The following is a 13,997-nucleotide window of genomic DNA, read 5'->3' on the forward strand; positions in this document are numbered from 1 at the left end:
TTTGGAGTAACACTTGGAATTTATTTACGAGTATGGACTTTTCCTGGCCCAGGCGGTCACCCTGGTGGGGGCCGTCCTGGTTGTTGTGGCTGGCCTGGTCGCTGTCGGCCAGCGCAGCAAGGCGGAACAGCACGAGGGCCATATCGAAATTCGCGATCTCAACGACAAGTATGAGCAGATGCGCGACCAGCTGCAGCATGTGGTCAGCGACCCGGAGCGGCTGAAGGCCGAGCGCAAGGAAAAGAAAAAAGAGAAGAAAAAGGCCGCCAAAGCGGCAAAGAAGGCCGGCAAGGGTGACGCCGCGGCAGCCGGGCAACGCAAGCGTTTATATGTGATGGGCTTCGACGGCGATCTCAAGGCCAGTGCCAGCGATAACCTGCGGGAGGAGATCAGTGCGGTGCTCAACCAGGCGGAGGACGGCGACGAGGTGCTGGTCAGGGTGGAGAGCCCCGGCGGCCTGGTGCACGGTTATGGCCTGGCTGCCAGCCAGTTACAGCGCATTCGCGACGCCGGCGTGCCGCTGACCATTGCCGTCGACAAGGTGGCGGCCAGCGGCGGCTATATGATGGCCTGCGTGGCCGACCGCATTATTGCGGCGCCGTTTGCGGTGATTGGCTCCATCGGCGTGCTGGCCCAGTTGCCCAACTTCCACCGCCTGCTGAAGAAGAACGACATCGACTTCGAATTGTTCACCGCCGGTGAGTACAAGCGCACCGTGACCATGTTCGGGGAAAACACCGACAAGGGCCGGGAGAAGTTTACCGAGGAGCTGGAGAAAACCCACCAGCTGTTCAAGGACTTTGTCAGCACCCATCGGCCGCAGCTGGATATCAGCAAGGTCGCCACCGGCGAGGTCTGGTACGGCAAGCAGGCGCTCGACGAGGGTCTGGTGGACGAGCTTGTCACCTCCGATGCCTTCATCCAGCAACGCCTGCAGGACTGGGACGTGTACGATGTGCGCTTCGTGCTGAAAAAAAACTGGCAGGAAAAACTCGGCATTGCCGCCGAGGGCGCGCTGGAAAAAGCCCTGCTGAAAATCTGGCAGCGGGGCCAGGGCAGGCCGCCGCTGTAGTCAGCGCCTTCAGGTGCCGGCGTAACGGCTCAGGTCAAAGATGCCGTACTCTCTGGGATTGAGCCAGCGCGAGCGGGCGTGGACCTTGTCCACCACCCGCCAGAACCACGGGGCGTTGCGCCGTACGCCGTAAACCTGCTTGAGCTGCTCGTAGTCCGCGGCGCTGTCGATGGCCATGATCGCGGCGACAAACCGATCGATCTCCTTCTCTTCCACCTGGAAGAAATAATTCGGGTAGGCACCGATGAAGCCGCGCACCACGGTCAGGGTATCCTCGTCGGGCAGGCGCCGCTCATCCTCGTTGAATGCCTCGGCGATATTGGAGTGCGCGCTGTTGCGCACCAGGGTGTAGAACTCGTCGCGGCTGTCGCCGATCAGGTTGACGAAGCTGACGCTCTCCATGAAGCTGTTGTGTCGGCCAACCTTGTTCTCCAACGCGGCCAGCGCCTGGGTAACCGCGGCAGAAGCGCCCTCGCGGCGGTAGTCAAAACGCCCGGCTGTGGCGCCGTACAGCCGCTCTCGCTGTATTTCCAGGAACTCCCGTTTCGGGTCGTCGGTCTGGTAGTCGATGGCAATGGTTTCCGCCGCCATCGCATTGAGCTCGACATAGTGCTCGCGGTAGCCCCTGCGGGCGTCGCGGTACCAGTAATCGTGCATCGCCAGGCGTTGGTCGCTGGGCATGAACAGGAGGAAGTTGAATTCGCCCTCCATGCGCAGGAAGTCCATGTACAGCCGCGATTGCAGCTGGTGGGCCACCGCACCGTAAACGTCAAAACCCGCCACCAGCAGGTAGTGAATGCGCTCCAGCAGGGGATAGTCGATGATCCAGGCGGTTTTGGGAATGTTGCCCACCATGCCATTGACTACCGAGGCGGTATCGAAGTGGCGGAACACGGTCAGCGAGGCATTGGCGTTGTTGCCATCCCCGTCCCAGATCGAGTCGATGGTCAGGCGCTGGCCCTCGCTGAGCAGTTCGTCGATGAGCTTCGAGCGCGCTTTCTGGTAACGGGCATTCGCCTTGGCGTAACTGCGCCAGCGCACGATGTCGATGACGGTGCCGGTAGTGGGGTGGGGCAGGCCCAGATTATCGCTCTCCTCGGCGAGGAATTCCGCGTCGAGGTCCACATCGATCTCCCGCGGATTGGCGAACATCACCCAGAAGTGATCGTCGATAACGTTGAGGGCGATCTGGCCGCGACACACGGGGCCCTTGATGAAATTCATGATGGTGAACCGCGACTCTTCCAGCAGGAAGCGGTAGCGCGAGTTAATGGGCAGGGCGCGGAAGGTGCGGAACGGGTTGGACGCCACCTTGGGGTCGTAGCCGGGCAGCTTTTTCACCTGGTAATCGGCGTCGATGAACAGCTCCCGGTACCAGTCCAGCCGGGCCTGGTCCATGCGATAGGGCATGTGGGTCTTGGCGATGGTCACCACCGGCATGCGCTGCAGCCGGTAATAGACCCGCTCGACGCCGGGATCATCGTAGGGACGGCGGGTAGCGATCAGGTCCAGCGGTTTACCGGGGCCGGTGCGCGAGCGCACCAGGCGGAACCAGGTTCTGTTATCGTCCATATCCAGATACAGGGTGGCCAGGAACAGGTGCTCGTAAATGTAGCGGGCAACCAGCTGGTGGCGCAGGTCCGGCTGGTTGAGGAAGCTCTCCCAGCGGTCCAGCAGTGCGGCCTGGTCAGGAGCAAGCAGTGCTGGCGGCGTCCGCGGGGCGCCAGCGAGCAGCCAGTCGCTGAGCGTGCTGTGTTGTTCGCTGTTGAGCCCCGGGAAGCCATAGGGCATGCCCCAGAGCGGTTTCTCGCTGGCGTATTGGTCAAATTCATCCTGCCTGGGGCAGTGCTGGTCCCGGTAGAGGGAGAAATCGAAGCCCTCCGGCATGGGCCCGTCGCCGGCAAGCGGATGGGCCTGCTTTAGCTGCAGCATCCGGTACATGACGCCCTTGCGCGGATCGTCCGCGTCCAGCACCGGATAAAAGCCCTTGTCGCGCCAGCCCTGCTCGCTGAGCGCATCGTCGAACAGCCGGGTCATGTTATCCGCGACCAGTCTCGTCCCATCGTAAACGAGATCCTTGCTTGCCCCGCGCTCGAGCCCGGCCATGGCTTCGAGTTTGAGCTGGCAGGGCGCATCGTAGCACCCGTGGCAGACTATGCAGCGGTGTTCGAGGATTTCCATGGCGGTGTCGGTGGCCACCGTTGCCGGCGGCGAGGCCGGTGATTGTGTCGCCGGCGTCGATAGCGACAGCGGGGCTATCTCCTTCCCGGCCTCTGCAGCCGGGGTCTTCCCGGCTTCGTCCTCCGCTGGGGCCTCCCCGGCCGCGGGGGCAGTGTCCTTGCTCTGCTTGCTGCAGGCGCCGCGCATCAGGATCGCCCGGTTGGTCAGCGCGTCCTGGTCGCCTTCGGAATCGGCCAGCACCGCCGCCGTGATATCCTGGCGCAGGTCGCTGCAGTCGGGCTCTTCCTCCTGGGTCAGGTAGGCCAGGGTGGCAATAGCCAGCACCACAAACAGGAATAGTCCGCTGCTGATAAGGAATTTACTGCTCATATGGTGATTCGCCTCGATTTCAGTCGATACTAACAGGACGCTGCTTCAAATGATGTAGGGCTCTATCTCGTCCGTCTTGAGCGCTTTCACCGCCTGGTGATGGCTGAGAAAGACCCTGCCCGATAAATGGGGAAGGAAGTCGATGCTTTGCAGGGAGTCCATTACTGGCCCCTTGACCTCGCTGAGGTTCAGGGTGATGCCCTGTTCCCGCAGGCGGTGGTCTATGGCTTCCAGCGCCTCCAGTGCGCTCATGTCGATTTCATTGACCGCCGTGCACTGGAGAATCACATGTTCCAGCTTCTCGTTATCCGCCACCAGCTCGTAGATATAGTCCTCCAGGTAGCTGGCATTGGCGAAATAAAGGCTCTCGTCAATCCGCAGTGACACCAGGTTCGGGTGGGTAATCACATTGTGTCGCTCCACGTTGCGGTAGTGCTCGGTGCCGGCCACCGCGCCCACTACCGCCATGTGCGGACGCGTGGTTTTGTACAGGTGCAGGAGGATGGAAACCACGATTCCCGCCAGTACCCCCAACTCGACGCCCAGCAGCAGGGTGGCAATAATCGTGGTTATTACTGCGGCAAAGTCCGACACCGAATAGCGCCAGGCCCGGCGCAACAGCTCGAGATCCACCAGGCTGGAGACTGCGACAATAATGGTGGCGGCGAGGGCGGCATTGGGCAGGTAACGCAGTATTGGCGTGAGAAACAGGGCCGCCAGGGCAATACCTATCGCCGCCAGTATACTCGCCGCCTGGGTTTGTGCCCCGGCATCGAAATTGACCACGGAGCGCGAGAACCCGCCGGTCACCGGAAAGCCGCCAGATACCGCCGATGCCATGTTGGCGCCACCGAGGGCGACCAGTTCCCGGTTGGGGTTGATGCGCTGCCGCCGTTTGGCCGCCAGGGTCTTGCCCACCGACACTGATTCGACGAAGCCGATGATGGAAATCAGGAGTGCCGAGCCAGCCAGTTGTGTCCACAGTGCTGTATCCAGGGGAGGCAGGCTCAGCGAGGGCAGGCCGCTGGGGATGGCGCCGACCAGGGCGACGTCGTACTGGGTAAAGTCCAGCAGGTAGCTTGCGACCACGGTTGCCATCATCACCAGCACAGGGCCGGCCCGGGACAGTATGCCTGCGGCGATGGTCGGCAGGCCGAGTTTCAGCAGCAGCGGCTGCAAGGACTTGCGTGACCACACCAGAAAAACCAGTGCCAGCAGGCCGGTCAACAGGGTAAGCGGATTGGTGTCGGCGATATGGCGAAACAGTGAGAGAACCAGTTGCGGCAGGTTGTCGCCGCTCGCCTCAACACCCAGCAGGTGGCGCACCTGGCTGAGCCCGATGACGATCGCCGAGGCGGTGATAAACCCCGATACCACCGGGTGAGACAGGAAATTGGCGAGGAAACCGAAGCACAAGAAGCCCAGGGCCAGCAGCATCAGGCCCGACAGTGCCGCCAGGGCGATGGCCGCCGATGCGTACTCCACGCTGCCGGTTTCGGCGATCTTGCCCACCGCCATGGCCGTCATCAGCGACACCACCGCTACCGGCCCCACTGACAGGGTGCGGCTGCTACCGAGCAGCGCGTAGGCAAGCAGCGGCAAAATACTGGCGTAAAGACCCATTTCGGCGGGCAATCCGGCCAGCAGCGCGTAAGCCAGGGACTGTGGGATAAGCATGATGGTAACAATCACGCCGGCCAGCAAATCGCTGGCGAAGGTTTCCCGGCGGTATTCCCGCAACCACTGCCAGGGCATGATCAATGGGCGCCTTCTTGCGTGTCCACGGAATCAGGATGCGTCGGGGGAAAGGGCGAAAGCGAGCTGTTCTCCCTTGTAGATTTTGAAGCGTGACCCGCCAAAGCGCATGCGCCCCTTGCCTCTTTCCACCAGGTGCTCGGAGTCCCAGGTATCGGCAAGCTTCTCCGCTATCTGCTTGCGCGCCCGGAAAATCATGATGTTGATGTGGGGCATGTCCATGCCCAGGTCTTTCTTGATCTGCTCGTTGTCCACCCAGCCCTGGGTCTTGCCATCGTAGCCCCTGGCGGCCTCCATGGCGCGCAGGCGAGCCAGGTGCAGCAGCAGGTAGTGATGCGAGCGCTCGCCCAGCGGGACTTCTGCCCCGGCCAGATTCATTTTCAGGGCGGTGTTTTCCTCGTCCTGACTGAGGTCAAACACAAATTCTATGTCCTCCAGGCTGTTGTCCGGAGGCTGGTTGATTTCAGTGCTCTGCTCGGTTTCGGTGAGGAACACCTGCCAGCGTTGACCGCCGAAGCTGACGATGTCGCCGTGGTGCAGGAGCAGGTCGGCATGCTGTGCGCCATCGTGCTCCATGGGGTGCAATAACCAGGAGCGCTGCTGGTAGGACCAGGTCACCACGGCTTGGGGCTGCTCCTGGTCCGGCAGGAACACAAAAGGCTCCAGTGCCAGGGTCGGGGCGCCGTCCAGTCCCAGCAGCGAAGTAACCGGAGCGCTGTCGTCAATCAGTTCAAGGGGAGGCATTTCCGGCGACCCCAGGTGCAACCTGTCGCCTCGCTGCAGCGGGGTACTCTCGTTTATCGTCAGCCGGGAGCTCCCCAGCCAGGTACCGTTTTTACTCAGGTCGCGGGCGTTCCAGCGCTGCCCGTCCCACTCCAGGGCCAGGTGAATACGGGAGGTGATAGGGCTGCTGACCACCGTGTCCGAGCGCTCGGTACAGCGACCGAAGGTGTGGTGGGCTCGCAAGGGGTAGGATTTGTTGCTCTCGGTATCACGTATCTGCGCCATTGTGGGGGGGTATTGTTCCGCGCTGGAGGCTACCTGGGTTGGCGCCAAAGTAAGAAAAAGAGCCACAAGCTCAATAAGTTAGCCGTAAAAATAGAGGAATTCTCTGGCTCACGCAACTGTCGCTGTAATGAGCCGTAATGGTTATGTCATCGCCGCCGAGAGATAATGCACCCGTGCATTGGAATGCACACCACGCGGAAATTAGCGGCCAGGGATGGCCGTTTTTTTATGGCCATGACCTCCCCCGTGCTCTGCGCTAAACTGCGCGCTTTGCCATCCGGAGAAATCTGTCAAGCCATGAGCCGTTTCTGGACCAAACTGGCCGCTGGCCTCAGCCCCTATGTGCCCGGCGAACAGCCGCGGGGAGAGCGGCTGGTCAAGCTCAACACCAATGAGAACCCTTACCCCCCGGCGCCGGGGGTGCTGGCGGCTATCGCCGGTACCAGCGGCAACAGTCTCCGGCGCTACCCCGATCCCGATTCCAGCGAATTGCGCGCTGCCTTCGCCCGTCGTGAGGGCCTTTCCCCTGGCCAGGTCTTTCTCGGCAACGGTTCCGATGAGGTGCTTGCCCACACCTTCCAGGGACTGCTCAAGCACGAGCGGCCGCTGGCGTTTCCGGATATCAGTTACAGCTTCTACCCGGTGTGGAGTGCGCTCTACGAGATCGAGTTCACCCAGGTCCCGCTGACCGCCGACTTCCGGGTGGATGTCCAGGCCTTTCCCCAGGACTGCGGCAGCATCATTATTCCCAACCCCAACGCGCCTACGGGGGTACTGTTGGGGCTGGACGAAATCCGCCAGCTATTGCGGCACCACGCCGACGCCGTGGTGGTTATCGATGAGGCCTATATCGATTTCGGCGGTGAGTCCGCCACCCGGTTGATTCCCGAGCACGACAACCTGCTGGTCGTGCAGACGGCTTCCAAGTCCCGCTCCCTGGCGGGGCTCAGGGTGGGTGCGGCTTTCGGCCAGGAGCAGCTCATTGAGGCGCTGGTGCGCATCAAGGACTCCTTCAACTCCTATCCCATGGACGTGGTCTCCCAGCGCGCGATGCTGGCCTCACTGGCCGATGAACAATGGTTCAGCGACTGCTGCGAGCGGGTGATCCAGACCCGGGAGAGAACGGCGACGCGCATGCAGGCCCTGGGCTTTGCGGTGTTGCCGTCGGCGGCCAACTTTCTGTTCGCCAGCCACCCACAGGTGGCCGCGGGCGAGCTGTTCGCCGCGCTGCGCGAGCGCCAGATCATCGTGCGCTACTTCGACAAGCCGAGAATCAGCGAATTCCTGCGCATCAGTATCGGTACGGATGAGGACATGGACGCCATGCTCCGCGCCCTGGAGGACATACTGGCCTGAGTGCTACAGCTTCCTGAGCACCACGCTGCCAATGGAGTAGCCCGCGCCGAAAGAGCAGAGCACGCCGAGATCACCGCTGCGCAGGTCGCTGCGGTGCTTGTGGAAGGCGATAACTGACCCCGCAGAACTGGTATTGGCGTACTCGTCGAGAATGGTAGGGGACTCTTCCGGGCTGGGGTCGCGGCCGAGCACGCGGCGGGAAATAAGCTGGTTCATGCTCAGGTTGGCCTGGTGCAGCCACATGCGTTTGAGCTGCTGCGGCTCGATATCAAGGCGCTCCAGCTGTTCGGAAATCTGCCGGGCCACCGCCGGGCATACCTCCTTGAATACCTTGCGTCCCTCCTGTACGAACAGCTTGTCCGGCTTGCCAATGCCGGATTCGTCGCCGCGGTTGAGGAAGCCGAAATTATTGCGGATGTTGTTGGAGTAAATCGTCTGCAGTTTGCTGTCGACAATCTGGTACTGCTCTGCCGCTGTTGCCGTTTCGGCGCGCTCCACAATCACCGCGGTACAGACATCGCCGAAAATAAAGTGGGAGTCGCGGTCGCGGAAGTTCAGGTGGCCGGTGCAGATCTCCGGGTTGAGCATCAGCACACAGCCGGCGCTGCCAGTGGCGATCATGTCCCTGGCCTGCTGGATGCCGAAGGTTGCCGACGAACAGGCTACATTCATGTCGAAGCCAAATCCGTCGATACCCAGCGCATCCTGTATTTCGACCGCCACAGCGGGGTAGGGGCGCTGCAGGTTGGACGCCGCGACGATGACGGCGTCGATGTCCGCGGCTTTTTTGCCAGCCTGGGCCATAGCCTCGGTGGCTGCAGCCACTGACATCTCACACTGTATCGACGGTTCCTCGTTGGCTCGCTCGGCCAGCAGCGGGGCCATTCGCCGCGGGTCGAGAATACCCGACTTGTTCATGACATAGCGGGATTTGATGCCCGAGGCTTTCTCGATGAATTCGGCGGAGGAATGCTGCAGGGGCGGCAACTCGCCAGCGGCAATGGCTTCGGCGTTCTCCTCGTTGTAGAGGTCAACGTAGGTGTTATAGGACGCTACCAGCTCCGCATTGCTGATCGATTCGCGGGGTGTATATAGGCCGGTGCCGCTGATGACGATGTCGGTCATGGGGGATCCCTGTACTGTGGGGGGCAATAAAAAAGCCGCCCGGGCGGCTTTGATGTTCGCAGGCGCCCGGACCAGCGGGGATTATCCCCCGCCGCGTGGGTGCCGACAAGGACCCTGTTAGCGGTCGTCCAGCTGCACGAAATCGCGTTGGGTGTGGCCGGTGTACAGCTGGCGGGGGCGACCGATGCGGTAGCTGCCGCTGATCATCTCGTGCCAGTGGGCGATCCAGCCCACGGTGCGGCCCACGGCAAAAATCACGGTGAACATGCTGGTGGGGATACCGATGGCCTTGAGGATGATGCCGGAGTAGAAATCCACGTTGGGGTAGAGTTTCTTCTCGATGAAGTACTCGTCCTCCAGGGCGATTTCTTCCAGGCGCTTGGCGATGGCCAGCAGCGGATCGTTCTCGATGCCCAGCTCCGCCAGGACCTCGTCGGCGGCCTCTTTCATGACCTTGGCGCGCGGGTCGAAGTTCTTGTAAACCCGGTGGCCGAAGCCCATCAGGCGGAAGGGGTCGTTCTTGTCCTTGGCGCGGGCGACGAATTCGTCGATCCGCGAGACGTCACCGATCTCTTCCAGCATGTCCAGGACCGCCTCGTTGGCGCCGCCGTGGGAGGGTCCCCACAGCGCGGCGATGCCCGCCGCGATGCAGGCAAAGGGGTTGGCGCCGGAGGAACCGGCGAGCCGGACGGTGGAGGTGGATGCGTTCTGCTCGTGGTCGGCGTGCAGCAGGAAGATACGGTCCATGGCCTTGGCCAGTACCGGGCTTACCTTACTGTCCTCACAGGGAACACCGAACATCATGTGCAGGAAATTCTCGGCATAGCTCATGCTGTTGTCGGGGTACATGAAAGGCTGGCCGATGGAGAACTTGTAGCTCATGGCGGCAATCGTCGGCATCTTGGCGATCAGCCGGAACGCCGCCACCTGGCGGCTGTGCTCGTTGGAGATGTCCAGGGAATCGTGGTAGAAGGCAGACAGGGCACCCACCACGCCACACATGATGGCCATGGGGTGCGAGTCGCGGCGGAAGCCGTTAAAGAAGTGAGCAAGCTGCTCGTGCACCATGGTGTGATTGGTCACGGTGCTGACGAAATTTTCTTTCTCTTCGCGGGTGGGCAGCTCCCCGTAGAGCAGCAGGTAGCAGGTTTCCAGGTAGTCGGAGTGCTCTGCCAGTTGTTCGATAGGATAACCGCGATGCAGCAGCACACCCTTGCCGCCGTCGATGTAGGTGATTTGAGACTCGCAGGCCGCCGTGGAGACAAAACCCGGATCGTAGGTAAACATGCCCTTGCCGGTGAGGCTGCCCACGTCAACGACATCGGGGCCCAGGGTCCCCGAATAGATGGGCAGCTCAATCGCCTCATCGATTCCGTCCATCTTGAGAGTGGCTTTTTTCTCGCTCATAGGGGAGTCCTGCTAGTAGAATCAGTGGGGCTGCCCACTATAGAGTCTCCCCACTTTTTGTCAATCGACCTTAGGCTAAAGTCGCCTATCTTGTCGGCGAACAGGCGCTAAAATCCATGAATCCGAATTATGGAGTTCGGCGAAGATAGGCGCAGATCAAAATATCGGTACAAAGTTGGGCGCGGGTTTGTAATTACAGGGCTAAGTCCTTATAATTTCGCGCGTTTTGTACTGTCAGCCCGGAGGCTGGCAGGCAAAAAGGGCCCTGCGCCACACACATTTAACCGCCTTCTGGCGCTAACGATGGTATCCAATGTGAAAGACAATCGTCCCGTTAACCTGGACATCGGTACCATGCGGCTTCCCATTACCGCATGGGCGTCCATTACTCACCGCGCCACCGGCGTAGCACTGTTTGTCGGTATGGCCGTTCTGCTCTGGTTGCTCGATACCAGCCTGTCGGGGCCCGATGGCTTTGCCTCGGTCAAGGAGTGCCTCGACAGCTTGCTGGCCAAGCTGATCGTCTGGGCCATTGTTACCGCCCTGATCTATCACGCCCTGGCGGGCGTAAAACATCTCATCATGGATTTTGGCGTGGGAGAGTCAATGGAGGGCGGCATTGCCGGCGCCCGCATCGTCATCGCCCTGTCTGTCGTACTCTCTCTACTTGCGGTGATCTGGATATGGTAAAGTCAGTAACAAGCTTCGGCCGTTCCGGGCCGACCGATTGGCTGGTGCAGCGCGTCAGTGGTGTCATTCTTCTCGCCTATTTCCTGTGCATCGGTGCGTCACTCCTGGGCGGGGTTTCCTACGCCGAATGGCGGGACATGTTCGCCGGCACCGGCATGCGCATTTTCACCATGCTGGCCATTCTGGCGCTGGCGGCCCATGCCTGGATTGGCATGTGGGCGGTAGGAACGGACTACCTCACCGAGCGCATGATGGGCAGTAAAGGCAACCTGTTGCGCCTGGCTTTCCAGATTGGCTGTAACCTGGTGCTCTTCATTTACGTGATCTGGGGCGTCCAGATCCTCTGGGGTTAATAGCTATGTCAGGTATTCGAACTATCTCTTTTGACGGTGTAATCGTCGGCGGTGGCGGCGCGGGTATGCGCGCAGCGCTGCAACTGGCCCAGTCGGGATACAAGACTGCGGTGATTTCCAAGGTTTTCCCCACCCGTTCCCACACCGTATCTGCCCAGGGCGGGATCACCTGTGCTATCGCCAGTGCCGACCCCAATGATGACTGGCGCTGGCACATGTATGACACCGTCAAGGGCTCGGACTACATTGGTGACCAGGACGCTATCGAGTACATGTGTTCGGTAGGTCCCGAGGCCGTTTTCGAACTGGAGCACATGGGGCTGCCGTTTTCCCGCACCGAAGAAGGCCGCATCTACCAGCGCCCCTTTGGTGGCCAGTCCAAGAATTTCGGTGAGGGTGGCCAGGCTGCACGTACCTGTGCCGCGGCCGACCGCACCGGGCATGCCCTGTTGCACACCCTGTACCAGGGCAACATGAAGAACAACACCGTGTTCTTCAATGAGTGGTATGCCACCGACCTGGTGAAGAACCAGGACGGCGCCGTCGTCGGTGTCATCGCCATTTGCATGGAAACCGGTGAGACCGTTTATGTGAAGTCCAAGGCCACCGTATTCGCCACCGGCGGCGCTGGCCGGATTTATGCCTCCACAACCAATGCCCATATCAATACCGGCGACGGTATCGGCATGGCCCTGCGCGCCGGCTTCCCCGTCCAGGATATCGAGATGTGGCAGTTCCACCCCACCGGCATCGCCGGGGCCGGGGTGCTGGTCACCGAGGGTTGCCGCGGTGAAGGCGGCTACCTGATCAACAAGGACGGCGAGCGGTTCATGGAACGCTACGCCCCCAATGCCAAGGACCTCGCAGGCCGCGATGTGGTAGCCCGTTCCATGGTTCAGGAGATTCTCGAAGGGCGCGGCTGTGGCCCGGACGCGGATCACGTCTATCTCAAGCTGGATCACCTCGGCGAGGAGGTCCTGGAGTCCCGTCTGCCCGGTATTTGCGAACTGTCCCGCACCTTCGCCCATGCCGACCCGGTGAAAGAGCCGGTGCCGGTGGTGCCTACCTGTCACTATATGATGGGTGGTATCCCCACCAATGTGCACGGCCAGGCCCTGACCGTCGACGCCAGCGGCAACGACCAGGTCATCCCCGGGCTTTACGCCTGCGGCGAGGTAGCCTGCGTATCGGTGCACGGCGCCAACCGGCTGGGCGGCAACTCACTGCTGGACCTGGTCGTGTTCGGCCGCGCCTCCGGACTGTACATCGAGAACGCGCTGCGCGAGGGTATCGAGATGCGCGACGCCTCGGAATCCGATGTCGAGGCGGCCATGGCCCGGCTTGACAAGCTCAACAACTCTACCAGCGGCGAGAAAGTGGCCGACCTGCGCAAGGAACTGCAAAACACCATGCAGAATCACTTCGGTGTATTCCGTAACGGTGAATTCATGCAGGAAGGTATCAAGAAGCTCGGCGATCTGCGTGAGCGCATTGAGAACTGCCACCTGGAAGACAAGAGCCAGGCCTACAACACCGCGCGGATCGAGGCACTCGAGCTGCACAACCTGTTTGAGGTGGCAGAAGCCACCGCGATTACCGCCGAAGAACGCAAGGAAAGCCGCGGGGCCCACGCCCGCGAGGATTTCCAGGACCGCGACGACGACAACTGGCTGTGTCACTCCATGTACTACCCGGGTGACAAGCGGGTCGGCAAGCGGGATGTGAACTTCGAACCCAAGACAGTCGACACCTTCGAACCGAAAATCCGGACTTACTAAGGGGCACAGGACATGTTGCAAGTCAGTATTTATCGCTACAACCCCGAGACGGATTCCGAGCCGTCTATGCAGGATTTCCAGATCGACACCGGCGGCAAGGACCTGATGGTCCTCGACGTGCTGGAGTTGATCAAGGCCCAGGACACCACCGTTGCCTATCGTCGCTCGTGCCGGGAGGGTGTCTGCGGCTCCGACGGCCTGAACATGAACGGCAAGAACGGCCTGGCCTGCATAACGCCGCTGTCCGAAACCGTGAAAGGCAACAAACTGGTGATCCGTCCGCTGCCGGGCCTGCCGGTGGTGCGCGACCTGGTGGTGGATATGGGCATGTTTTACGCCCAGTATGAAAAGGTGCAGCCCTACCTGCAGAACGATACGCCGGCGCCGGCGATCGAGCGCCTGCAGTCGCCGGAGGACCGGGAAAAGCTCGACGGCCTCTACGAGTGCATCCTCTGCGCCTGTTGTTCCACCTCCTGTCCCTCATTCTGGTGGAACCCGGACCGTTTTATTGGCCCGGCAGGGCTGTTGCAGGCCTATCGCTTTCTCGCCGACAGCCGTGACACGGCCACCGCAGAGCGCCTGGCCAATCTGGATGATCCCTTCAGCGTGTTCCGCTGTCACGGCATCCAGAATTGCGTGAATGTGTGCCCCAAGGGGCTGAACCCGACCCGCGCGATCGGTCATATTCGCCACATGCTGCTTGCCAGGGGTACCTGATAATAGTTAATAGCCAGAATTAGCTCTGTGGTCTATCTGGCTGTTTTAAAACGATTTTTGGCTTTAAATGCCGGCGCTTGAACGGGGCGCCGGCGCGGCAATAAGTGAGTGGGGCGGATGCCTGTCGGCAGGGTGCCCCGCTGGCTGCTAGACTTCGGTTCTACCTGCCCCGCGAAGGGCAAGCAA

11 protein-coding genes are annotated in these 13,997 nt (G+C 61.2%); 6 read left to right on the plus strand and 5 right to left on the minus strand.

All coding sequences use genetic code 11. From position 1 onward, the window contains the following. The first annotated feature begins 13 nt into the window (after positions 1-13). Positions 14-1,072 carry a protease SohB gene (gene sohB, locus DWB85_RS05810; RefSeq protein WP_117953263.1) on the plus strand — a complete coding sequence of 353 codons (1,059 nt, stop codon included), beginning with the start codon at positions 14-16 and terminating at the stop codon, positions 1,070-1,072. A 9-nt stretch (positions 1,073-1,081) separates the two neighbouring features. Here the strand turns inward: sohB and DWB85_RS05815 are convergent, their stop codons facing one another. Genes DWB85_RS05815 through DWB85_RS05825 form a run of 3 tightly spaced genes read right to left on the minus strand, consistent with a single transcriptional unit; the run spans position 1,082 to position 6,385 of the window. Beyond that, entirely contained in the window at positions 1,082-3,622 is a 2,541-nt protein-coding gene (locus DWB85_RS05815; RefSeq protein ID WP_117953264.1) for a fatty acid cis/trans isomerase, read from the minus strand. Positions 3,623-3,667: 45 nt separating this feature from the next. Then, positions 3,668-5,377 carry a SulP family inorganic anion transporter gene (locus DWB85_RS05820; protein ID WP_117953265.1) on the minus strand — a complete coding sequence of 570 codons (1,710 nt, stop codon included), beginning with the start codon at positions 5,375-5,377 and terminating at the stop codon, positions 3,668-3,670. Between the two features lie 33 nt (positions 5,378-5,410). Next, on the minus strand, positions 5,411-6,385 hold the full coding sequence (locus DWB85_RS05825; RefSeq protein ID WP_117953266.1) for an FHA domain-containing protein: 975 nt from the start codon (positions 6,383-6,385) through the stop codon (positions 5,411-5,413). 297 nt (positions 6,386-6,682) lie between these two features. Here DWB85_RS05825 and hisC point away from each other — a divergent pair, with 297 nt between their 5' ends. Further along, positions 6,683-7,741, plus strand: coding sequence for a histidinol-phosphate transaminase (hisC, locus tag DWB85_RS05830; protein WP_117953267.1), 1,059 nt, complete (start codon positions 6,683-6,685; stop codon positions 7,739-7,741). A 3-nt stretch (positions 7,742-7,744) separates the two neighbouring features. Here the strand turns inward: hisC and DWB85_RS05835 are convergent, their stop codons facing one another. Together DWB85_RS05835 and gltA are read right to left on the minus strand one after the other, a co-directional pair. After that, positions 7,745-8,866 carry a beta-ketoacyl-ACP synthase III gene (locus tag DWB85_RS05835; RefSeq protein ID WP_117953268.1) on the minus strand — a complete coding sequence of 374 codons (1,122 nt, stop codon included), beginning with the start codon at positions 8,864-8,866 and terminating at the stop codon, positions 7,745-7,747. Positions 8,867-8,983: 117 nt separating this feature from the next. Further along, positions 8,984-10,273, minus strand: a complete 1,290-nt coding sequence (gltA, locus tag DWB85_RS05840; protein ID WP_117953269.1) for a citrate synthase — start codon at positions 10,271-10,273, stop codon at positions 8,984-8,986. A 315-nt stretch (positions 10,274-10,588) separates the two neighbouring features. Between gltA and sdhC the strand changes: the two genes are divergently transcribed. The 4 genes from sdhC to DWB85_RS05860 are packed head-to-tail and all read left to right on the plus strand — an operon-like array spanning position 10,589 to position 13,811. Next, on the plus strand, positions 10,589-10,963 hold the full coding sequence (sdhC, locus tag DWB85_RS05845) for a succinate dehydrogenase, cytochrome b556 subunit (protein WP_162846023.1): 375 nt from the start codon (positions 10,589-10,591) through the stop codon (positions 10,961-10,963). Next, a complete protein-coding gene (gene sdhD / locus DWB85_RS05850) occupies positions 10,957-11,316 on the plus strand; it encodes a succinate dehydrogenase, hydrophobic membrane anchor protein (RefSeq protein WP_117953271.1) in 360 nt (119 codons plus the stop codon). Before sdhC ends, sdhD begins: the two co-directional genes overlap by 7 nt. 5 nt (positions 11,317-11,321) lie before the next feature. Then, complete coding sequence (gene sdhA / locus DWB85_RS05855) at positions 11,322-13,094, plus strand: succinate dehydrogenase flavoprotein subunit (RefSeq protein ID WP_117953272.1); 1,773 nt, start codon at positions 11,322-11,324, stop codon at positions 13,092-13,094. Positions 13,095-13,106: 12 nt separating this feature from the next. After that, positions 13,107-13,811, plus strand: a complete 705-nt coding sequence (locus tag DWB85_RS05860; protein WP_117953273.1) for a succinate dehydrogenase iron-sulfur subunit — start codon at positions 13,107-13,109, stop codon at positions 13,809-13,811. Positions 13,812-13,997 lie beyond the last annotated feature (186 nt).

The organism is Seongchinamella sediminis (assembly GCF_003457605.1).
Classification (GTDB): domain Bacteria; phylum Pseudomonadota; class Gammaproteobacteria; order Pseudomonadales; family Halieaceae; genus Halioglobus; species Halioglobus sediminis.